The following is a 21479-nucleotide window of genomic DNA, read 5'->3' as shown; positions in this document are numbered from 1 at the left end:
TGCTCCTTAACCGTAGAATTTTTTGTTGTTAGCAGCCATGTCACGCAACATTTGTGGCGCTTCATAAGCCTTACCTAAGTGTGCGTATTTGTCGCAAAGTGCAACGTATTCAGCAACACCTGTTTGGTCGATGTAACGGCATGGACCACCACGGAATGGAGGGAAACCTACACCCATAATCATCGCCATGTCTGCTTCAGAAGCAGTCGCTACGATGTTGTCTTCTAGGCAACGAACAGTTTCGTTACAGAAAGCAAGCATCATACGGTCAATGATTTCTTGAGCATCAAACTCGCGTTTTTCCGCAGTTGCCACAGTAGCAACAAGCTCATACGCAGTTGGATCAACCACTTTGGCTTTTTTGCCTTTACGGTCAAGTTCGTATTTGTAGAAACCAACGTCGTTCTTTTGACCCAAACGTTTGTTTTCGTACATGATTTCGATTGAACCTTTGAAGTCAGGCTTCATACGGTCAGGGAAACCTTCCGCCATGACTTCTGCACCATGAACGCCCGTGTCGATACCAACAACGTCGATTAGGTAAGCAGGACCCATAGGCCAGCCGAATTTTTCCATGACTTTGTCGACTTGTTGGAAGTCAGCACCGTCTTTCAATAGAAGGTCAAATGCACCGAAGTAAGGGAACAATACGCGGTTTACAAGGAAACCTGGGCAGTCGTTGACTACGATTGGTGTTTTACCCATTTTCTGAGCAAGAACCACAGTGGTCGCAATCGCTTCAGCCGAAGTCTTCTCACCACGGATCACTTCTACCAATGGCATCATGTGTACTGGGTTAAAGAAGTGCATACCAACAAAGTTTTCAGGACGTTGCAGGTTTTCAGCCAAACGTGTGATTGAAATCGTTGAAGTGTTTGAAGCAATGATGGTGTTGTCACGAACATTCTTCTCCGTTTCAGCAAGTACAATGCCTTTTACTTTTGGATTTTCAGTTACTGCTTCAATCACGATGTCCACTTCTTTAAACTCGTCATAGCTTAAAGTTGGACGGATGCGCGCAAGCGTTTCACCCATTTGAGCAGGTTTCATCTTCTTACGTTCAACTTGTTTGGTCAGTAAGCCATTGGCTTCTTTCATACCCAAAGCAAGTTGCGGGTTACCAATGTCTTTCATGATGATTGGTGTGCCTTTGCTTGCCGCTTGGTAAGCAATACCGCCACCCATGATACCCGCGCCTAATACAGCCGCTTGGTTTACAGGGTGCGCACCTTTTTCATATTTCTTCGAAGTTTTCTTCACCACTTGGTCATTGATGAATAGACCAATTAACGCATTTGCTTGTGGTGTAATTGCTGCTTTTGCAAAACCAGCCGCTTCAGCTTGAAGTGCTTCATTACGTGGAAGGCTTGCACCTGCTTGTAATGAGTCAAGAAGAAGTTTAGGTGCAGGGTATTGAGCAGGATTTGCTTTTGCAAGAACTGCACCTTTCGCCGAGTTGAACGCCATCATTTGCTCGATTGGGTTCAATTTAACTGGGTCAAGTTTTTCTTGGCGTTTTGCTTTCCAGTCTACACGGCCAGCAAGTGCTTGTTTAACCAAGTCAATCGCAGCATCTTGTAGTTTGTCGGCAGCAACAACTGCATCAACCGCACCGTCTTTCAGTGCAGCAGCTGGTTTTTTAGGATTAGCCATGGCCATCCATTCAACTGCATTGTCGATACCGATCACACGGCTTAAACGAACCGTACCACCGAAACCAGGGAAGATGCCCAGTTTGATTTCAGGAAGACCGACTTGAGCCGCTTCTGACATCACACGATAGTCACACACGAGACACATTTCAAAGCCGCCGCCCAATGCCATACCATTGATCGCTGCAACTTTAGGAATCTCTAAATCTTCAAACGCGTTGAAGATGTCGTGAACAGGCAATGCCCAATCCACAATCGCTTGTTCGCCTTGAGCGAAGTTTGCACCAAATTCAGTAATATCTGCGCCAACGATAAATGTAGATTTAGCCGAAGTAACGATTAAGCCTTTGATGTCACCGTTTGCTTTAACAGCGTCAATTGCAGCTTTGAAATCTTCAATCGTTGCACGGTTAAATTTGTTGACCGACTCACCTTGTAAGTCAAAGCGGAATTCTGCAATTCCGTCCGAAAGCATTTGGACGGTAATGGCATTGCCAGCGTGGATCATGCCTGATCTCCTTTATTTTGGAGGACTTCTAAGTTGATGTTGTGAAGCGAGTACGTCATTCCTACGTACATCTATGCTCCGCCAATCTTACGATAACTATATCGAAAAAGAACATAACAAGTTGTATCAAGCCGTGACGCAAGGGTCATCTATTTTTATTCAATTATTTCGTGTGCTTGCGTGATGTATTTTTGGATGATGCGGCCTAAATAGAGTGAAGTTTTTGTTTCATTTAAGATTTTTTATATATGATTGATCAAAAAATGATTAGACCGCGCCCTTATATTTCAAGTCAATCTTTGTCCCGATTTGGGCAATTTAGTCAATGCTGCACTTGCAGGTAAACTCAAACAGAATGAAAACTTGTAATGAAAAGCTGGAAATAGGACGTACTTTGCAGCCTATGTTACAATTCGCAGTCTAGACCGAATATTGGTCTTTTTCTTTTATTTCGTTTTCTTTGGTTTCCAGGTTTTCATATGATTAAGTGGATCATTCTGGCGATTTTTATTCTTTCTGCACTTTATATTCAGCAACGTGGGAAGGTTCGTCACTCGTTTTATCGTCAATTTTTCGATCACTCAACGATTCTTGCGCCGATTAACTACCTTATGTACATGTTCTCAAAGGTACCGAATCAGCCGTATATCGACACTCAGCATTTTCAAGACTTAAAAGTGTTGGATGAAAACTGGGAAATGATTCGTGATGAAGCAAAAGCTTTATATGAAAAAGGCGGAATTAAAGCATCGAGCAGTTACGATGACTTGGGGTTTAACTCCTTTTTCAAAACAGGCTGGAAGCGTTTTTATCTGAAATGGTATGACTCTGCACATCCGTCAGCCGCTGAACTTTGTCCAAAAACGACGGCGTTGCTGAAAACCTTGCCGACCATTAAAGCCGCGATGTTTACCGAACTGGCACCTGACAGCCGTTTGGTTCGTCACCGTGACCCTTATGCGGGTTCATTGCGTTATCACTTGGGGCTGATCACACCGAATGATGATCGCTGCTTTATTGATGTGGATGGTGAGCGCTATTCATGGCGCGATGGTGAAAGCGTGGTCTTTGATGAAACTTATATTCACTATGCCGAAAACACCACTGATCAAAACCGCATTATTTTCTTTGCCGATGTCGAGCGTCCATTAAAGACACGCTTTATGGAACGTTTCAATCACTGGTTTGGTAAAAAAGTGATGACCGCTGCCAGCTCTCCAAATGAAGCAGGGGATCAAACGGGTGGACTGAATAAAGTCTTTGGTTATGTCTATCAAGTGCGGATCAAAGCCAAAGCCTTGAAGAAAACCAACCGTCAACTGTACTACTTCTTAAAGTGGTTCCTGATGCTCGGAATTTTCTTCCTGATCTTTGTTCGACCTTATGTGTTTTAAAGCACATTAAACGCCCTGAGGGGCGTTTTTTATTTGGGCAGAAAAGAGGAAGCTTATCTGCCCTTTTGATTTTCTATTTATTTCAAGGCTTACAGTGGATTCGAACCACGCATGGCTTTATGCTTTATCCAGTTAAAACTAAAAACAACATGAGCGCGTATCTGTGTCATTTTTAAGATCGCAACTTATAATTTAGATAAAGCATGAGGTTTCAAGGTGCAAAAGTTTCGTTCGAAGATGGACTGGTGGTTTTTGGGGTTTATTATTGCTATGTCAGGCCTGTTGGCCCAATTGATTTTGACCACCTATGGCAAAGGCATTTTGATGCAAAATCTTTTGTTCGTTGTGGTCTATGCTTTGACTATTGTTTTGCTGTGGTGGCCGCTGTGGAGTACTCGCTATGTGGTCGATCAGGAGCAACTGACAATCCGCAGTCTCTGTTTTAAATGGATCATTCCTTTGACTGCGATACAGTCTGTTTCTGAAACAGATAATTCCATCAGTTCACCAGCCTTGTCCTTAGATCGTCTAAAGATTGAATACTTGAAACAGGGCCAAACCAAAACCATTTTGGTGTCACCGAAAGACAAAGTAGCGTTTAAAGCTGCGTTAAAATTGTCATAAATACAGTCTTAGGCAAGTTGTATGCTTTACGGGCCTAAGCGAGTGAAAGCCTTGCTCAAATATGCCGTGAGGGCTAAAGTAAATAAACTTGAGTTCTATTCACCCCCACAAACCTCCACTTGCAAAACGTCTACTTGCCGTTGAAGGATATGCTTATGAAGTCGTATCAATTGAGTCCGACACAAATTCAAACTTTAGTACCGCATATGGGAAGTTGTATCGCATCAGATATGATTACGGTGCAAGGCCTAAAAGTGGCCTACATGTACCGTGAAGAAGCACAATCTAGCGATGAAAGTGGTTGGGTTTTTTTATCGGGTGAAGAAGGAGATGACTATATTGAAGACCCTGAAAATTTAGGTTTTTATGAGGTCAATGTGATTGCCAACTATGATGCGGACATCATTGCTCACTTAAATGCGCCTGCGGGAAGTCACTTTGCCCGCAATGAACAAGGTGTGTTTGAACGGATCGATTTTGAAGCGATGGATCTGGAGTAAGCCTTCAACCTCAGCATCAACGTCTTTTGCCAGCCAGACTGGTTTTGAAATGAACTTTCATGTGCTTGAAATGCGTCAGACATGCCCAATCTAAAAGACAGATCAAAGGCTAAGCCTAAGCAAAACAGTTGATGGCGAGCCGAGAAAATTAGGGAACCCTGTGAACGAAAACGCACGAGAACATATCGAAAAAATTTTAGCCAATATGACCACACTGCCGGGCGTTTATCGCATGCTCGGCAAAGACGGTGAACTGCTGTATGTGGGCAAAGCGAAAAATTTAAAAAATCGTGTCTCGAGTTATTTTGTCAAAACTATTGAGCACCCGAAGACCCAAGCTTTGGTGGCGCGTATTTATGACATCGAAACCTTAGTCGTTCGTTCCGAAACTGAAGCACTGCTGCTTGAACAAAACCTGATTAAGCTGTACCGTCCACCGTATAACATCATGCTCAGGGACGATAAATCCTATGTGTATATCTTTGTCTCTGCCGACAAACCGTATCCACGGATTGCATCGGGTCGAGGCAAAGGCAAACACCAAGTTGGGAAGTTCTTTGGGCCGTATCCGAGTGCTTATAATGCACGGGATACTTTGTTGGTTTTGCAAAAACTGTTTAATGTTCGCCAGTGTGAAAATAGCTATTTTTCACAGCGTAAGCGTCCTTGTTTGCAGTATCAAATCAAACGTTGTTCAGCGCCGTGTGTAGGACTCATTAGCCCTGAAGAGTATAAAAATGATGTCGATAACTCGATTCGTTTTTTACAAGGGGACACCAAAGAGCTGAATCAAGAACTAATTGCGAAAATGGAGCAAGCGGCCGAAGCCTTAGAGTTTGAAAAAGCGGTGTTTTACCGTGATCGTATGGCGCTGTTGCGGGATGTCCAGTCACAACAAGCTATTTATAAGCTCAAAGGTGAGGCCGATATTTTAGCGATTGCCTATCAGGCAGGAGTGACCTGTGTGCAGATCATGCATGTGCGCAACGGGAAAATGCTCGGAGGTAAAAGCTACTTCCCAGATATGCTCGGAGAGGATTTGGGGCAAATGCTGGCCGACTTCATAGCGAACTTTTATTTCCAAGTGGCGGATGAAGTACCTAGTGAATTGATTGTAAATGCCGAACTGCCCGATCGAAAAGAGCTAGAACAAGCACTACAACAACAGTTTGATAAGAAAGTACAGATTAAACATAGCGTGCGTGAGACACGTGCAGAATGGTTAGAACTGGCACAGATGAATGTGCAGCATGCGATCAAAGGGCAATTGGCCAATCACTTCGAACTGAATGAGCGTTTCCATCAACTTGAACAAGTGGTGGGGCGTCCGATTGATCGGATCGAATGTTTTGACATCTCACATACCATGGGTGAAGAAACCGTGGCTTCCTGTGTGGTATTCGACAGTGGCGGCATTCGTAAGCGCGATTATCGTCAGTTTTCAATTCAAGACATTACCGCGGGTGATGACTATGCCGCAATGCGCCAAGCGCTGACCCGTCGTTATAAAAAAGCCATGCTGCCTGATTTACTGCTGATTGATGGTGGTAAAGGGCAGTTGCATATGGCGATGGACGTTATGCACGAGCTGGGTTTAGAGGCCTTTATGGTTGGGGTGTCAAAAGGTGAAGGGCGTAAACCGGGGCTTGAAACTCTACACTTTACCGATGGAACAAAAATTCAGTTGTCTGAAGACCATAAAGCATTGCATTTGATTCAACAGGTACGTGATGAGGCACATCGCTTTGCGATTACTAAACATCGGGCTAAACGTGATAAAAAACGGGGTTCATCGATTTTGGAAGTGATTCCGGGTTTGGGGCCGAAACGCCGCCGCGATTTGTTGACGCACTTTGGCGGGATTCAAGGGGTGTTAAAGGCTTCCGAGAAAGACTTAACCGGAGTCCCCGGTTTGGGCGAAGTGATGGCCCGCACCATTTATAAAGTCTTGCATGAATAGAACCGCATCTACTGCGTTGGCAAAAGTGCTCATTGACGCATGGGTCATTGATCATTCACATTGGTTGAATTGTGTTGTAAAGATATGGACGGAATTTAAAACAAGGATGCCACATGTCACTTCAACACAGTTATCAAGCTTTAGCAGAACAAGAATCGATTGATATTCCTACAGGTTGGTTACAAGGACGCACGATTTATGGGGGACTGGTCGCAGGTTTAATGATGCAAAAAGCATTGTTGACTCTTGCCGATGACACGAAGCATTTACTCAGTTGTAGCGTGACTTTTGTTGGCCCAGTACAACAGGCCAAAGTTCGTTTAACCAGCGAGATTCTACGTCAAGGCAAGTCGGTTACCACCTTGGAAGTGCGTTTATGGCAGGATGATGCAGTTCAAAGCATTTTAGTGGCAAGCTTCGGGACACAGCGTGAATCGAGTATTCATGTTCATCAAGAACCTGTAGCACCAGCATTTCCATCGGTTGATGGTCTTACAACAGCGCCGCATCATCCGCTTGCGCCTGAGTGTTTTAAGCAGTTAGATATGGTTTGGGTGACAGGGCAGTATCCATGTACAGCCAGCCCAAAGCCTGACTTCTCAGGCTGGTATCGCTTTAATCCAGACTTACATGAAAATCGAGACATGACCGTAGCCGACCTCATGGTGTCGATGGACATTTGGCCACCGGGGGTGCTACCCATGTTTAAAAGCATGGCACCCGCCAGTTCGCTAACATGGCATTTGACCTATGTGCATCCGCTGAAAAATCAGTTACACGATTGGATGAAGTACCACGTTGAAACGCAATATGCTGCGGATGGATATTCCACCGAAGCTGCCTATTTGTGGGATGATCAGAATCGTTTAATTGCAATTTCGCGTCAAACAGTTACCGTGTTTGCCTAGTGACACCTTAGGTCAATTCGTATAAAGTGGGCGCTATTAACGATGGATTAAACCTCAAAAAAGTGTGCATTTTCATCGTACATGAGGGAAACAACGGGCGGTGTTTATGACTACAGGTCGCATCCTGAATATTCCTAATATCTTGACCTTGGCGCGTATTGCCTTAATTCCGGTCTTTTTGTTGGTGGCCTATTGGCCCCCTGTAATGGGGATCGCTGAACAAGCGGTAAGTATGTCTCGTCATATTTTGTTGACGTCTATTTTTGTCGTTGCAGCGGTGACAGATTGGTTCGATGGTTATTTGGCGCGGACTTTAAATCAGACCTCAGCATTTGGGCGTTTCTTAGACCCTGTGGCGGATAAATTGATGGTGGCAGCCGCACTGATCGTGTTGGTGCAGTGGAAACCTGAAATTTCGATGGCATTTGCGGCGATTGTGATTATTTCCCGTGAAATTACAGTGTCAGCACTGCGTGAGTGGATGGCAGAGTTAGGCGCGCGTACCAATGTAGCCGTGTCTACGGTCGGGAAATATAAAACTGCTTTTCAAATGATTGCGATTACCGTGTTCTTACTGAATTGGCAGCCGCTTGAAATGTTGGCTTATGCGTTGTTGTATACCGCAGTAATTTTGACTTTGTGGTCGATGTTTATTTACCTCAAAGCGGCTTGGCCGTATTTAAAACAGCCTTGATTGTTAGATTTTTAAGAAGCTCCTGCGGGAGCTTTTTTTGTGTCTGAAAAGATTAACTATGCGTTTCTTCCTCAGTATCATCTTCAAAAGTCTTGGCAATTTTTTCAATATTTAGACTCTTGGCCATGGCATCGAAAATTTCTTTATAGACCCCATCCTGACGGTATAGCGTTTCATGTTCCCCATGTTCAGCAATACAGCCTTCCTTCATGACATAGGTATAATCGGCATCGATAATTTGCGACAGACTATGCGAAATAATAATCACCGTTCGCCCTTGTTTGATCTCATCGAGGCTCTGTTTAATCTGCTCGCTAGCAATGGCATCGAGGCTGGCGGTTGGCTCATCAAGAAAAATAATCGGTGGGTTTTTGAGGAACATGCGTGCCAGCGCAATGCGCTGTTGTTGTCCACCTGAAAGCATCAGTGCATCGGATTGGTAAGCTGCGGGGAGCTGCAAAATTTGTTCATGAATAGAGGCTTTTTCTGCGGCAGCATAGACCTCTTCATCACTGGCATTGATTTTTCCATAGCGAATATTGTCTAAAATACTGCCTTGGAAAATGTGATTTTTCTGTAAGACGAGGCCAATGTGATCGCGTAAATAGGCGGTGTCGATGTCTTGTAGATCAATCCCATCGAGTTCAATTTTTCCTGCTTCGGGCTGATAAAATTTATCTAATAGGCTAATTAGGGTCGATTTTCCTGCACCAGATAAGCCCACCAAAGCCGTGATTTTGTTGGGTCGAATTTCCATGTTGATTTTTTTTAATGCGTGATGACCATTGGGGTAGAAAAAATCGACATTCTTTAGGCTGAATTTGCCCTGAATTTTGGGTTTGAGCGCACCACTTTGCTCGATTTCGTCATCGGCTTCTAAGATTTTAAAAAAGCTTTCCGCGTAAATCATTGCATCATTCACTTCATCATAAATGCGGTGTAATGAACGAATTGGCGCAGAGACATTATTAAACAGCAAAATATGAAACATGATCATGCCAATGCTCATTTGTCCATCGAGTACAAAGTACGCCGTGAGGATGATGATCAGCACAATCCCGATTTGTTCAATAAAGGTCTTTAAGCCATCAAATAAAAAGCTGAGTTGACGCGTTTGCATCTGATTATCGGTCAGTGCTTTTTGCAGTTTCAGTTGTTTGGTCGACTCAATGGACTCTCGGTTAAAGGACTTAATCACGCTAATCGACTGGATAATACTGAGAATGCCTTGGCTCTTTTTTTCACGACCATCACGCAGATTGCGCCGCCATCCGCCCAGTTTCTTCGCTTGTTGGAAGGTCAGCCAAAAGTAAATTGGGATAATACTGGTCGCCACCAAACCGACGTAGAAGTTGGCATAGTACATCAGCCCCAGTGCCACAATGGCACTGCTAAAAAGTGGCAAAATATCGATAAAAAAGATTTGTACCAGACGGGTGAGTGAACCAATGCCACGGTCAATTCGCGTTTGTAACTTCCCCGCTTGGTTCTGATCGGCATTAAAAAAGGCCAAACGGTAGCTGAGAAATTTTTCGATAATGCTTTGCGCCAAGTCTTGTGATACCAGAATGCGGAGCTTTTCCCCATAAAACTTTTGACCAAACTGCACCAAGGCACTGATGATTTCTTTACTGAGTAAAATCACAGAAATGGTGATCAAAATATGTAGGCCTTCGGTTAGTCCTTGGCCTTGTTCGACCAGACGGTTGATACTGTCGACGGCATATTGCAAAGTCAGGGCATTGACCTGCGCGGTGAAGGAACCAATCAGCGTCAGGATCAAGGTCGCAATCACCAATATCCGATAGGGGCGGACAAAGGGGCGAAGCTTTTGAAACAACTGCCAAAGGTTCATACATGCTTCTTTTTATTGTGAAAGTTTACATGAGTGTATGCATAAGGAGGCTAGGCGACAAGCTGTGACTTTGTTTTGATTTGTGTCGTTCTGAATTCAGTTAAACTGTTTGCAGAGGAGGAAAAGTCATGACCTTAGATCTGTTTAGTCCTGAACCGCAAGCAAACTTGCTCCCATTCGATGGGCAGGTGCAGGACTTGGGCTTGATTTTAACTGCGAAGCAAAGTTCGAAATATTTGGATTATTTTTTAGCACATTTGGCATGGCAACCTGACGAGGTCGTACTGTATGGCAAACGTTATGTCACAGAACGAAAAGTGGTGTGGTATGGCGATGCTGAGTACCAATATCACTATTCGGGGAGCGCCAAGCAAGCACTGTTATGGAATCCTGCTTTGTTTCGTTTAAAACAACATATTGAGCAATTGGTGGGACATCCATTTAACTCATGCTTAGCCAATTTATATGAAAATGGCAGCCAAGCCGTGGGCTGGCATAGTGATGATGAGCCTTCACTACGTTCGCCACAGCAAGAAAATGTGGTGATTGCCTCACTCAGTTTTGGCGCAACCCGTAAGTTTTGCTTTAAGCACAAGTTTAAACAGGAAAAAATCGAGCTGATGTTGCACAGTGGACAATTGATTGTGATGCGTGGACAGACCCAGCGCTACTGGAAACATGCTTTGATGAAATCCAGCAGAATCACTGAGCCGCGTCTGAATTTAACCTTTCGCTATTTCTATCCAACGCTTCAACGCTAAGTATAATTAAGCTTCAATATTATGCAGCAGATGGCATTTTTGTTCGATCTGTAAGGCGCTATGTCTTAATATTTCGACCATTTTTTTCAGATCGACAAATTCAAACCGGTTTTTCGAAGCCAATAAGGTCAGTGCCAACGGTGTATCTTTGGGTGAAAATTTGACAGGTACAGAAAGACTGGCAAGGTTGGGGTCAAACTCGCCATTGGAAAAATAATAGCCCTGTTTCTTAATGGCTTTCATTTTCTGTAAAAATTCATCTTGGCTTGCGGCAAAATTGACCTCGGCCAACTGAGTCGAAAATTTTTGATAATATTCAATAATTTTAGCTTTGCTGAGCTGTGAAATCACTACTTTAGGCGATGAACCCAAATACACGGGACGTGGGCAACCACGCCCATAAGAAAATAACTCAAGGTCTTTAAAGACTTCACCATATAGGTCAATACAGTGCTCTGCGTTGAGTTGGGTGAGGATACAGCAAAATTCCGTTCGCTCAACGATGTCTTGCATAAAGGGAATGCTGATTTGTAAGAGTGGGTCTGTGGTTCGAGAGATATAGTCCAAAACAGCAATTTGAGAGCCTAAGGTATAGTCGCCGCTGGTTCCGCTTAAGCGCTGTAAAAGTCCTGCGGATACCAATTCCTTTAAATAGCGATAACTGGTGGGCTGTGATAGCCCGAGTTCGGCACTGATGATATCGACATTAATAATCGGGCGTGACACAGAAAAGAGGTCTAAGACAGTGAGAATTTTACCGAAACTTGAAAGTGCCATAAGAACCTACTTAGTCAAAATAAATGCCATTTGAACGACAGTTACTATATAACAAAAACCCTAGACTCGACATGGCTTTCGTTCTGAGCGCATGGCTTTCGTGGACTTTTATCAGCATTTGTAACGCAATAAAAAGGGTGAAATATGATCTTAAAAAATATATAAATTATCATATTAAGATATTTTAATTGACAAAAATTCATATTTTTGGAAAAATTATCATTATAAATATCTTTTAATGAATAATGATTTTGTTATTTATTGAGCTATTTTCTTTCCTTTCAACATGGCGCTGTCTTTGACCATGTCTGTAAAAGACTTCATTTATTTGAATCATTTTTTCATCCGTCTTCGCATGAGGTGAGGACGTAGTGATGCTGTTTGTCTGAGCAATGCTGTGTTGAAGAGTTGTTTAAATGTTGTCATTCAGCGCATTTAGAGATGAATTTATGTTCCTCACCAAACAGTTACTCGCATTCCGTCCAAATAAATTGGACTGGATTTTTGCGACGAAAACCTTTTTGGCAGGCATGCTTTCACTTTATGTCGCATTTTCATTAGATTTGGCTTATCCCATTTGGGCGATTGGAACGGTCTTCGTTATCGCAAACCCATATGCAGGAATGACTTCCTCAAAAAGTCTTTATCGAGTGTTGGGAACGTTGCTGGGAGCGATTGTTTCGATTGCAGTCACGCCAAACCTGATCAACACTCCTGAATTGTTCACATTATTTTTAGCCACATGGGTCGGGTTTTGTCTATATTTTTCATTGTTGGATCGGACGCCGCGTAGCTATATTTTTATGTTGGCGGGTTATACCACGGTCATTATTTGCTACAACATTGTGTATAACATTGAAACCACTTCCATGTTTGATATGGCGATTGGTCGCTGTATTGAAATCACAGTGGGAGTACTGTGTAGTGCAGTGGTGAATGCGGTACTGTTTCCCATGCATATTGGCCCCGTAGTCAAAACCCGTGTTTCACAGACTTTTCAAGACACCCGAGCGGTTTTTGATCAGATCCTGACAGATGATGTTAAGGCCATTAATTACAGCACTACGCTTAGTCATATCACGCGGGACATTGCCGATATTCATGTGATGGCCGTGCACTTGAGCTATGAAAAATCGACTTTGCAGGGCATGACCAAACCGCTCCAAGAAATGCTGCATCAACTGAGTATGTTGGTGACGAACTTGGTGGCCATGGCCGAACGAATTCAGCAGTTAGATCACATTGACTCACGCTACCGTCCAGCTTTAGAAAAGGCGCACGCACAGATTGTAAAATTTTTACAAAGTGATCAGGTCATTTTAGAGCAGGACTTAAACCAGCTACCTGAGCAGTTTGAGTCGAGTTTTCAAGCCGTGTTTGACAGTGCCTTACCACAGCAGCAAGTCATGTTGGCCAGTTTAAAAATGGATGTGCGTCATTTCACCCAAAATATACGTGCCATTAAGTTGATTTGGCAGCGTATCCAACAGGGGGATGACAGCTTACCCGCAATCGTGACCCCAATTAGTACAAACTATCCCAATTTACATCGAGATCATGGCGTAGCCGTGCGTGGCGGCATTTCAGCTTTTATTGTGGTGCTTGTGGCGACTGGCTTTTGGATTGTCAGTGGTTGGAAAGCGGGTTTTATGATGGCAGAGATGGCCGCTATTTGTGCCTGTATTCTGACCAGTATGGACAATCCTGTTCCTGCCTTAAAAATCTTTATCCGTGCCAGTCTATATGCGGCGATTATTGTCTTTATTTATGCTTATGGCATCTTCCCACACATCAGCGCTTTTTGGATGTTGGCTGTGGTGTTGGCCCCTTTTTGTATGTACTGTCTGATGCTGTTTTTACATCCGCCGCTCACAGGTTTGGCGCTACCTTTGATAATGGGTGTGGTCATGGGCTTAAATCTGCAAAACCGTTATCACCTTGACCAAGTGATGTTTTTTGATGCATCGATTGGGACGGTGCTTGGCCCCATCATTTCTGTCTATGTGATTCACTTGGTGCGTGCGATGTCGCCGGACATTACAGCCAAGCGAATCCTGTCTTTACATTATAAAGCGATACGACAAGCGCTTTATCTACCTTATGGGGTGGAATTTAGAGTGCATTTGCGCAGTATGTTGGATCGGATAGGCGTACTGAATACCAAGTTGGTACAGTCCGATCGTTTGAAGCAAAAAATTAATTTGGCCCTGATTGAATCCAGTGCGGTGATTGATTTAACTCGGGTGCAAGAACTGATTGAAAAAATGCCTGTGCAGGCCGCTATCACGCTACATCTACAAGAACTACAAAGCCAAATGGATGCTTATTTTCACGCGAAAGAATTAGACCATAGCGACCTACAGGTCAGAAAACATATTTTGGACAAAATTCAGATCATTCAGGCCGAGCTTATACAGCTGCAAGACCTAAGCATTGCTCGGCGTTTACAAGTTTCACTGAATAATATTCAAAGCAGTCTCTGTCATGCGACATGGGACGAAATGTCTCAAGTCAGTTTAATGGGAGCATAACGATGGGTGAACTTAATATCTATGGTGTGTATGTGCCAGTTTTGGCCATTCAGGCGGTATTGGCCTACATCGTATTAAAGTTACTCATGCGGGTGACCGATCCTTGGGTCGACAAAGGCTGGATTTTTTTACCCAGTATTTTTTATTTATGCCTCTACATTACAGTGCTTGGCATGGTCCATTGGGGTTTTATCGTGAGCTTTGCCTAAGCGCACATCTGATTGAAATGAATGAGGTAAAAGAAATGGCATCCTTTGATTGGCGTAAACTGAGCCGTCCCATCATTTTAGTACTGATTGCGGGTATTGCGATCGCGGTGCTCGTGCATCTTTGGCATTATTATAATGCTGAACCGTGGACACGTGATGGGCGGGTTCGTGGCGATGTGATTCAAGTGTCTTCCGATGTATCGGGCTTAGTCACAGAAGTTTTAGTGCATGATAATCAAAGTGTTAAACAAGGTCAGGTGCTGTTTAAAATTGATGTGGCGCGTCAGGCACTTGATGTGGAACAAGCCAAATCAGACTTGGCTAAAGCTAAAGCCAGTTTGGCTGCTGCCGAAGCGGAGCTGTTTCAAAGCAAAGCCAATTTGACCAAATCACAAGCCAATAGTCACTTGGCCGATAAAAATGCAGAACGCTATGCAAATTTGATGGATGGTGCTATTTCAAAGCAAGAACAAGATCAGATGTTTGCCGTACGAGATCAATCGCATGCCGAACATGAACAAATGCAAGCGGCGATTCAGCAGGCCAAAGCCAATATTGCGCAGCAACAGGCGTTAATCGATGTAGCCACCAGTAATTTACATTTGGCTGAATTAAACTTGAACCGTTCCGAAGTGGTGGCACCAGCCGATGGCACACTGTCTAATTTTGAGATGAAAGCAGGAAATTATGTCAAAGTTGGACAAGCGGTAGCGGCATTATTAGATCGCTCACAGCTTTATGTGGTTGGTTATTTTGAAGAAACCAAGTTAAATAAAATATATTTGGGTGCGCCCGCTACGGTACAGTTGATGGGGGACTCAAACATCTTAAAAGGGCATGTGCAGGGGATTGCTTCAGGCATTGAAGATCGTGAACGAACTACAAGTACAGGTTTGTTGGCCAATGTAAATCCAACCTTTAGTTGGGTACGTTTAGCGCAGCGCGTTCCTGTGAAAATTGCACTGGATGATATTCCGAAAAATGAATTGGCATTTGTCGCGGGGCGAACTGTGACGGTACATATTACCGAGTCGCAGCACTAAATTGACCTCTGTTCATTTCAAAAAAAAGCATCCAATGAGGATGCTTTTTTTTGAACGCTATTTGATGTGTTGAGGTACAACTCCAGTCATAAAACCCATGTCATCTGGTTTAAGAAAGCCTTGTTAAGGCGTAAGACCTTCAGGATCGCGATACCAACTTTCAATAAACAATGTCGCGGCAAGGCTATCAGCAGAAAGTTTTTTTCCTCGACCTTGCGCATGGTAATGGCTTAGCTCATCACGGGCTGCACGAGTACTTAAGCGTTCATCTACCATCCATGTTTCAATATTGGTTTGATGACGTAAACGGCGTGCGAACTTACGTGCTCGAGCAGATAATTCGGACTCGCTATCATCCATATTGAGTGGTAGACCGACTAAAAATACATTGGGTTGATATTGCTTAATAATTTTATGCAGTTCATCCCAGTTGGGGATGCCGTCTTTCATCGGAAACAAAGCCAAAGGCGTTGCACTTTCAATCAATGCTTGACCGACTGCCATGCCCATTTTTTGTGTACCGAAGTCAAATGCCATAATCATTTGGGGCGTGTTTAAATCAGGCATGTCCAATCTCAGAAGACAACCAGGTTCTATCCAGCCCGAGCTTTTTATAGGCAGCGTCCCAACGGTCGTCATAAGGAATATTAAAAATCAAATCCATATCAGCATCGCAGACTAGCCAATCACCACGAGACAGCTCATCTTCCAGTTGGTTTTTGGTCCAACTGGTATAGCCCAAAGCAATTTGATAGCGACCTACACCTTCATTATGCGCAATCGCATCTAAAATATCTTTAGACGTGGTGATACAGATATTTTCCCCCACCGCAATGGATGAGTGCCATGTCGGCTGGCCCGTATGTAAGACAAAGCCAGCTTCTGGACGCAAAGGCCCACCTTGGAGAACATCGTGTGGTCGTACATGATCGGCTTCAATTTCAAGATCATTGAGCAGTTCTTTGACTGAAAGTCCTGAAGGGCGGTTGATGATGATGCCTTGAGCACCTTCCTCATCGTGTCGGGCCAAATAAATCACGGTATGGGCAAAGACTTCATCTGCCATATCGGGTGGGGCAATGAGACAGCGATGCGTCAGATATTGTTTGCTCACCTAAAGGCTTCTCCTTGAAATTAAAATGCTTCTAGTCAAATGTTGTTCTCTACCACGTTACTAGACTAATGCACTTTCTCCAAATTTTTTTTTGTGATCCAGTCTACATAAATTAGGCTGATTGAAACTTCAACTGACGTAATTGCTTGGCATGTTGTAGTGTAGTGTCATTGATTTCAACGCCACCTGTCATACGTGCGAGCTCATCGATACGCTCATCTTCTTCTAAGTTTAAAATGGTGCTACTGGCAGGGTCGGTCTGACGTTTTTTCACCAACAAGTGCTGGTCAGACTGTGCTGCAACTTGAGCTTGGTGGGTAATACACAGAATTTGTACATGCGAACCCAAGTCGGCCAAGAGGCGACCGACAATTTCGGCTGTGCCACCACTAATACCGACGTCAATTTCATCGAAGACTAAGACTTCAGCTTCGGTTTTTTCAGCATTCATCACTTGCATCACCAACGCGATACGTGACAACTCCCCCCCTGAGGCAACTTTGGCCAAAGGTTGCGGTGGAATGCCTTTGTTGGCGGTGAACAGTAATTGGATAAAACTTAGGCCTTCACTAGAAACCTGCTCCATTGGTTCAAACTTAAACTCAAAGTGCGCTTCAGGCAGAGCCAATTGTTTGACCTGTTCGGTTAAATGTTTCGCCAATGGTGCGGCTGCATCGCGACGAATTTGATCGAGATGCTGGGCTTTATTTAACAGGTCCTGATGCGAGACTTCAACTTGCTCAGCAAGTGTTTCTGGATCTTCTAATAAATGGAGTTGTGCCAGTTCAGATTGCCATTGTTCATGTTCTTGTTTTAAGTGTTCTGGCTGCGTGCGGTACTTACGGGCAAAACGGTGGAACATCTCAAGCTGGGTGTTCAACTCTTCCATGCGTTCTGGGTCATAACTTTGACGGTCAATAAACTGACGGAGATTTGCGGTGGCATCGTCAAGCTCACTTTGTGCATTCAGCAGAGAAGTATGGATCTCTGCCAATTGTTCACTGCGGCCTGCATGTGATTCTAAGCGGCGAATGATGCTGGAAATTTCTTGATTAATATTTTGTTCAGCATCATCTAAGGCCGTAACGGCATAACTACAGTCCTGCATGATGTTTTCATGATGCGATAAGCGGTCGAACTCTTGTTCAATCTCTTTATAGTCGATTTGCACCACATCTTCGAGTTCTTCTAATTGTAAATTCAAGGTATCCATACGCTGTTTACGCGTGGCTTGAGCATCCAATGCCGCTTGGTGCTGACGAATGTCTTTTTGCCATGTGCTATAGGCTTCACGCACAGCTTGCGCTTCTGGGTAGAAGTTATGATAGAGGTCTAACCAGCGTCTTGGATAAGGCGGTTCTAATAGCTGTTGCTGACTGTGTTGGCTATACAGCTGTACCAGCAAGCGCCCGATTTCTTTCAATTCAGCTAAGCTGCTCGGACGACCATTAATCCATGCTTTGCTACGGCCAGTGGCAAAAATAACCCGTCTTAGATGAATCTCTCCTGACTCATCATCTAACTCATGTGCCTTTAACCATAAGGCTTCAGGACTGTGCTCTTGATAGCTGAAAATAGCCGTGACATCGGCTTTATCTGAACCGAAACGGACATAGTTGGTATCGGTACGTTCTCCCAGACAGGCGGACAGTGCATCTAGCAATAATGATTTGCCAGCACCTGTTTCCCCAGTCAGGACATTAAAACCTTGATCGATATCAAGTGCTAAGTGATCGGCTAAAGCAAAATTAATTAAAGTTAAATGTGTCAGCATAAACGCATCCGAGCTGCGAAAAGTTTTAGTTTAAGATAGTGAAGTTTTATTCAGCCGACAAGACGGCAACGCTATTCGTTTTGTGCAAAGTCGGCTTATTTTAGCGTGAATCTGAAAGTCGACCTAGCAGATTTTTTAAAACCGACTGTTATAGCAAACTTAGCACAAACGTGTTGGTATGCGATGTATAAGAAAGGAATAAGATTCAGCGAACGGATCGCATCGGCAAAAAACAAGCCAAAATGAGTTGGAAATTAAGGCAATTGTACGATGGTCGGACTTTAACGAAATATTGATTGAGGGGAATAAAACATCGATTGATTAGTTAATCGCACATCTTTAAACTAGCGAATCAATACGAATATAAATGCGCATTATCTGGAGTGTACGCATGTCAACTCAGTTCGATCATGTCTCTGTCATTAAAAAATCCAATGTTTATTTTGGTGGTTTATGCATCAGTCATACTGTGCAATTTGAAGATGGCACCAAAAAAACGTTAGGGGTTATTCTTCCGACAGAGCAAGCTTTGACGTTTGAAACGCATGTGGCAGAGCGTATGGAAATTATTTCAGGCGAATGCCGTGTACAAATTGCAGACAGCGAAGAGAGTGAATTGTTCCGCGCAGGTCAGTCTTTTTATGTGCCTGGCAATAGTCGTTTTAAAATTGAAACCGACGAAGTGTTGGACTACGTGTGCCATTTAGAAGGCTAAGCTTTCAACCGATACTCGCCAAGTAATTTCAAGCGAAATCGGTTAAACTATCCGTTGCACAGCAATCCTGTAAAGTCAGCTTTACAGGATTTTTATTTTTGGCACATCGTGTCGATGGTCATTTATCTTTTAGAGGTCCTACATGGCTAAACCTGAATATTTCTATGGCGTTCATTCGGTGGAGTCATTGTTGGAACTTGAACCTGAACGTGTACTGACGCTTTTTACTTTAAAAGGGCGTGATGACCAGCGTTTAAAGCGCGTACTTGAGTTGGCTGAACCGTTTGGTATTAGCGTACAACAAACGGGTCGTGATCGATTAGAAAAAATGGCTGGCTTGCCGTTCCACCAAGGAGTTGTGGCTGCGGTCCGTCCTAATCCAGTTTTCAATGAAAAAGATTTAGAAGCCTTACTGAAACAATCGCCAAATTGTTTATTGCTGGGTTTAGATCAAGTCACCGATCCGCATAACCTCGGCGCATGTATCCGTACCGCAGCTGCAATGGGTGTTGAAGCCGTGATTGTACCTCGTGATCGTTCTGCAAGTTTGACCCCAACCGCGCGCAAAGTTGCGGCAGGTGGTGCTGAAAAAGTCAAATTTATCCAAGTGACCAATTTGGCTCGGACTTTAGCGCAAATTAAAGATGAGTTTAATGTGCGTGTGGTCGGTACCATGTTGGATGAAAAAGCCTTGCCGCTACAACAGTTCGATTTTACTGGAACGGCTGTATGTGTGGTGATGGGTGCTGAAGACACTGGTCTGCGTCCAATTACTCAGTCTCAATGCGATCAAACGGTTTATATTCCGATGGCGGGCAATCTACAAAGTTTGAATGTCAGTGTAGCAACGGGTATGGCTTTGTATGAAGCATGCCGTCAACGTAATGTCTAAGTTTTTTTAATTCCTGATTCAATGTAAGCCCAATGATGACCCCTCAAAAACAAGGCTATGTCTTTATTGTCATCACCATGTGTATTTGGGGGGGATTTACCTTAACGGCGCGGCTCAGTGCCAATTGGGGCATTGGTGCGTGGGATATTACCGCCTTACGTTTTCTCTTGGCGTTTTGCATCTTAATGCCGATCTTGATCTATAAAAAAGATACCGCCTTTTTGTGGAAGAAAGAGCCTTTTATTTTGGCGATGATTGGAGGGGTGTGTTACTGCATCACCGCTTATAGCGCTTTTCATTATGTGCCTGCGGCACATGCTGCGATTTTTTTAAATGGTTGTATCCCGCTGTGTACCGCCTTGGCTGGTTATTTCTTATTTCGATCTCCTTTTGACCGACATACGTGGATCAGTCTAAGCATTATGCTTATGTCACTCACAGCTATGAGTGTTTTGATGTATCAAGAAACAAGTGTTGCTTTTAGTTTAGGCGATGGCTTGTTTTTCCTCAGTGCTGTGCTGTGGGGAACATTTACCGTTTTATTGAGACAATGGAAACTGTCGGCATGGCACTCCATGGCAGGTGTTGCGATTTGGGCTGCGATTATTTTTGTGCCGATTTATGTTTTATTCCTACCCAAAACCATAGCGCATGTGCAACCTGTGCAATTGATTGTTCAGGTGGTATTTCATGGCGTGTTCGTAGTCATCGTGGCGACTCTCACTTATGTGGAAGCCATTAAGCGTTTGGGGGCATTTAAAACAGGCAGTATTGTGACTTTGGCGCCTTTTATTGCTGCGATTATTGCAGTTCCATTGCTCAATGAGCCTTTGAGTGTTGCGATTTTATCTGGTCTTGTAGGAATGGGTGTGGGGGCCTTGCAGCCGTGGCGTTGGATACGGCAAGACAGTCTGAAAGCCCAACTCGCACAACAAAAAAAGCAGTCATAATCGACTGCTTTTTTTAGGCTTCTGAATGGGCCAAATACTTTAAATGCAATGGTCTGAGCTGTGCATATAAGTGTTCCAAGTGTCCATCATTTACCACAATATCATCGGCTAACGCTTGTTTTTGTTCACGGGACATTTGCGTTTCAATGATGGTTTGAATTTGCTCAATGGTTTGATGGTCGCGTTGTGAAGCGCGGAGAATCTGGATATCTATTGAAGCATCGATCAGAAGCGTATGTTGTGTCAGTTCATGCTGATTGGTTTCAAAAAGTAGTGGTGAAACCAAAATCGCATAAGGGCTGGTCGCAGCTTGTAATTGTTGCATGATGGACTGACGAATTGCAGGGTGGGTGATCTTTTCCAATTGCTTACGGGCAGACGGGTCCTGAAAAATGTGTTCACGTAAAGCGCGTCGATTCAGTTCGCCATTGTCCAGTAAGGTCCACTCGCCGAAGCTGCTTCGAATTTGCTGAAGTGCAGGCTGACCTACAGCAACAATCTCTCGAGCAACGACATCGGCATCGACCACTTGAATTCCTTGTTGTTCAAACCAGTGACTTGCCGCAGATTTTCCACTGCCAATCCCGCCTGTCAGACCTAAAATAAATGACATATTAT

The 21479-nt window shown here is 43.8% G+C and carries 20 protein-coding genes; 13 read left to right on the top strand and 7 right to left on the bottom strand.

Features of this window, described 5'->3' with window-relative positions; translation table 11 throughout:
- Positions 1-6: 6 nt before the first annotated feature.
- On the bottom strand, positions 7-2160 hold the full coding sequence (gene fadB, locus RR876_RS13680) for a fatty acid oxidation complex subunit alpha FadB (RefSeq protein WP_259234681.1): 2154 nt from the start codon (positions 2158-2160) through the stop codon (positions 7-9).
- A 479-nt stretch (positions 2161-2639) separates the two neighbouring features.
- Between fadB and lpxO the strand changes: the two genes are divergently transcribed.
- From lpxO to pgsA, 6 genes are all read left to right on the top strand, one after another.
- Positions 2640-3554 (top strand): lipid A hydroxylase LpxO, encoded by a 915-nt coding sequence (lpxO, locus tag RR876_RS13675; protein WP_125273387.1) that lies wholly within the window; start codon positions 2640-2642, stop codon positions 3552-3554.
- A 216-nt stretch (positions 3555-3770) separates the two neighbouring features.
- A complete protein-coding gene (locus RR876_RS13670) occupies positions 3771-4178 on the top strand; it encodes a PH domain-containing protein (protein ID WP_004692733.1) in 408 nt (135 codons plus the stop codon).
- A 155-nt stretch (positions 4179-4333) separates the two neighbouring features.
- On the top strand, positions 4334-4678 hold the full coding sequence (locus RR876_RS13665) for a DUF2185 domain-containing protein (protein WP_078425760.1): 345 nt from the start codon (positions 4334-4336) through the stop codon (positions 4676-4678).
- A 160-nt stretch (positions 4679-4838) separates the two neighbouring features.
- Positions 4839-6638, top strand: a complete 1800-nt coding sequence (uvrC, locus tag RR876_RS13660) for an excinuclease ABC subunit UvrC (protein ID WP_332478259.1) — start codon at positions 4839-4841, stop codon at positions 6636-6638.
- A 113-nt stretch (positions 6639-6751) separates the two neighbouring features.
- A complete protein-coding gene (locus tag RR876_RS13655) occupies positions 6752-7546 on the top strand; it encodes a thioesterase family protein (protein WP_332481935.1) in 795 nt (264 codons plus the stop codon).
- A 106-nt stretch (positions 7547-7652) separates the two neighbouring features.
- Positions 7653-8240, top strand: a complete 588-nt coding sequence (gene pgsA / locus RR876_RS13650; RefSeq protein ID WP_004692729.1) for a CDP-diacylglycerol--glycerol-3-phosphate 3-phosphatidyltransferase — start codon at positions 7653-7655, stop codon at positions 8238-8240.
- Positions 8241-8292: 52 nt separating this feature from the next.
- Here the strand turns inward: pgsA and RR876_RS13645 are convergent, their stop codons facing one another.
- Positions 8293-10095, bottom strand: coding sequence for an ABC transporter ATP-binding protein (locus tag RR876_RS13645; RefSeq protein ID WP_332478261.1), 1803 nt, complete (start codon positions 10093-10095; stop codon positions 8293-8295).
- A gap of 128 nt (positions 10096-10223) precedes the next feature.
- Between RR876_RS13645 and RR876_RS13640 the strand changes: the two genes are divergently transcribed.
- Positions 10224-10856, top strand: coding sequence for an alpha-ketoglutarate-dependent dioxygenase AlkB (locus tag RR876_RS13640; RefSeq protein WP_332481934.1), 633 nt, complete (start codon positions 10224-10226; stop codon positions 10854-10856).
- A gap of 6 nt (positions 10857-10862) precedes the next feature.
- On the opposite strand, the gene RR876_RS13635 is transcribed toward RR876_RS13640, so the two are convergent.
- Positions 10863-11633 carry an IclR family transcriptional regulator C-terminal domain-containing protein gene (locus tag RR876_RS13635; RefSeq protein ID WP_259234673.1) on the bottom strand — a complete coding sequence of 257 codons (771 nt, stop codon included), beginning with the start codon at positions 11631-11633 and terminating at the stop codon, positions 10863-10865.
- Positions 11634-12082: 449 nt separating this feature from the next.
- Between RR876_RS13635 and RR876_RS13630 the strand changes: the two genes are divergently transcribed.
- The 3 genes from RR876_RS13630 to RR876_RS13620 are packed head-to-tail and all read left to right on the top strand — an operon-like array spanning position 12083 to position 15416.
- On the top strand, positions 12083-14164 hold the full coding sequence (locus RR876_RS13630) for an FUSC family protein (RefSeq protein WP_332478271.1): 2082 nt from the start codon (positions 12083-12085) through the stop codon (positions 14162-14164).
- Between the two features lie 2 nt (positions 14165-14166).
- On the top strand, positions 14167-14373 hold the full coding sequence (locus tag RR876_RS13625; protein ID WP_159152940.1) for a DUF1656 domain-containing protein: 207 nt from the start codon (positions 14167-14169) through the stop codon (positions 14371-14373).
- 35 nt (positions 14374-14408) lie between these two features.
- Positions 14409-15416, top strand: a complete 1008-nt coding sequence (locus tag RR876_RS13620) for an HlyD family secretion protein (RefSeq protein WP_332478263.1) — start codon at positions 14409-14411, stop codon at positions 15414-15416.
- A 123-nt stretch (positions 15417-15539) separates the two neighbouring features.
- Here RR876_RS13620 and ruvX read toward each other — a convergent pair whose 3' ends face one another.
- From ruvX to recN, 3 genes are all read right to left on the bottom strand, one after another.
- A complete protein-coding gene (gene ruvX / locus RR876_RS13615) occupies positions 15540-15983 on the bottom strand; it encodes a Holliday junction resolvase RuvX (RefSeq protein ID WP_062035179.1) in 444 nt (147 codons plus the stop codon).
- Positions 15976-16530 carry a YqgE/AlgH family protein gene (locus RR876_RS13610; RefSeq protein WP_004692720.1) on the bottom strand — a complete coding sequence of 185 codons (555 nt, stop codon included), beginning with the start codon at positions 16528-16530 and terminating at the stop codon, positions 15976-15978. The genes ruvX and RR876_RS13610 overlap by 8 nt, the downstream gene beginning before the upstream one ends.
- A gap of 112 nt (positions 16531-16642) precedes the next feature.
- Positions 16643-18304 (bottom strand): DNA repair protein RecN, encoded by a 1662-nt coding sequence (gene recN, locus RR876_RS13605; protein WP_332478264.1) that lies wholly within the window; start codon positions 18302-18304, stop codon positions 16643-16645.
- Positions 18305-18695: 391 nt separating this feature from the next.
- Here recN and RR876_RS13600 point away from each other — a divergent pair, with 391 nt between their 5' ends.
- From RR876_RS13600 to RR876_RS13590, 3 genes are all read left to right on the top strand, one after another.
- Positions 18696-19019: a pyrimidine/purine nucleoside phosphorylase gene (locus RR876_RS13600; protein ID WP_004692718.1), complete on the top strand. Its 324-nt coding sequence runs from the start codon at positions 18696-18698 to the stop codon at positions 19017-19019.
- A 142-nt stretch (positions 19020-19161) separates the two neighbouring features.
- Positions 19162-19911, top strand: a complete 750-nt coding sequence (gene rlmB, locus RR876_RS13595; RefSeq protein ID WP_004692717.1) for a 23S rRNA (guanosine(2251)-2'-O)-methyltransferase RlmB — start codon at positions 19162-19164, stop codon at positions 19909-19911.
- 32 nt (positions 19912-19943) lie between these two features.
- Positions 19944-20861 carry a DMT family transporter gene (locus RR876_RS13590; protein ID WP_332478265.1) on the top strand — a complete coding sequence of 306 codons (918 nt, stop codon included), beginning with the start codon at positions 19944-19946 and terminating at the stop codon, positions 20859-20861.
- A 13-nt stretch (positions 20862-20874) separates the two neighbouring features.
- On the opposite strand, the gene coaE is transcribed toward RR876_RS13590, so the two are convergent.
- Entirely contained in the window at positions 20875-21474 is a 600-nt protein-coding gene (gene coaE / locus RR876_RS13585) for a dephospho-CoA kinase (protein ID WP_332478266.1), read from the bottom strand.
- Positions 21475-21479: the final 5 nt, after the last annotated feature.

The organism is Acinetobacter sp. (genome assembly GCF_036666595.1).
GTDB lineage: Bacteria > Pseudomonadota > Gammaproteobacteria > Pseudomonadales > Moraxellaceae > Acinetobacter.
Note: the sequence above shows the minus strand (reverse complement) of the source record. Positions and strands in the feature narration are given on the sequence as shown.

Excerpts from the sequence above, each read along its gene's own strand:
- fadB (WP_259234681.1), bottom strand. The coding sequence starts at position 2,160 with ATGATCCACGCTGGCAATGCCATTACCGTCCAAATGCTTTCGGACGGA.
- lpxO (WP_125273387.1), top strand. The coding sequence starts at position 2,640 with ATGATTAAGTGGATCATTCTGGCGATTTTTATTCTTTCTGCACTTTAT.
- RR876_RS13665 (WP_078425760.1), top strand. The coding sequence starts at position 4,334 with ATGAAGTCGTATCAATTGAGTCCGACACAAATTCAAACTTTAGTACCG.
- RR876_RS13655 (WP_332481935.1), top strand. The coding sequence starts at position 6,752 with ATGTCACTTCAACACAGTTATCAAGCTTTAGCAGAACAAGAATCGATT.
- pgsA (WP_004692729.1), top strand. The coding sequence starts at position 7,653 with ATGACTACAGGTCGCATCCTGAATATTCCTAATATCTTGACCTTGGCG.
- RR876_RS13645 (WP_332478261.1), bottom strand. The coding sequence starts at position 10,095 with ATGAACCTTTGGCAGTTGTTTCAAAAGCTTCGCCCCTTTGTCCGCCCC.
- RR876_RS13640 (WP_332481934.1), top strand. The coding sequence starts at position 10,224 with ATGACCTTAGATCTGTTTAGTCCTGAACCGCAAGCAAACTTGCTCCCA.
- RR876_RS13635 (WP_259234673.1), bottom strand. The coding sequence starts at position 11,633 with ATGGCACTTTCAAGTTTCGGTAAAATTCTCACTGTCTTAGACCTCTTT.
- RR876_RS13630 (WP_332478271.1), top strand. The coding sequence starts at position 12,083 with ATGTTCCTCACCAAACAGTTACTCGCATTCCGTCCAAATAAATTGGAC.
- RR876_RS13625 (WP_159152940.1), top strand. The coding sequence starts at position 14,167 with ATGGGTGAACTTAATATCTATGGTGTGTATGTGCCAGTTTTGGCCATT.
- RR876_RS13620 (WP_332478263.1), top strand. The coding sequence starts at position 14,409 with ATGGCATCCTTTGATTGGCGTAAACTGAGCCGTCCCATCATTTTAGTA.
- ruvX (WP_062035179.1), bottom strand. The coding sequence starts at position 15,983 with ATGCCTGATTTAAACACGCCCCAAATGATTATGGCATTTGACTTCGGT.
- recN (WP_332478264.1), bottom strand. The coding sequence starts at position 18,304 with ATGCTGACACATTTAACTTTAATTAATTTTGCTTTAGCCGATCACTTA.
- RR876_RS13600 (WP_004692718.1), top strand. The coding sequence starts at position 18,696 with ATGTCAACTCAGTTCGATCATGTCTCTGTCATTAAAAAATCCAATGTT.
- rlmB (WP_004692717.1), top strand. The coding sequence starts at position 19,162 with ATGGCTAAACCTGAATATTTCTATGGCGTTCATTCGGTGGAGTCATTG.
- RR876_RS13590 (WP_332478265.1), top strand. The coding sequence starts at position 19,944 with ATGATGACCCCTCAAAAACAAGGCTATGTCTTTATTGTCATCACCATG.
- coaE (WP_332478266.1), bottom strand. The coding sequence starts at position 21,474 with ATGTCATTTATTTTAGGTCTGACAGGCGGGATTGGCAGTGGAAAATCT.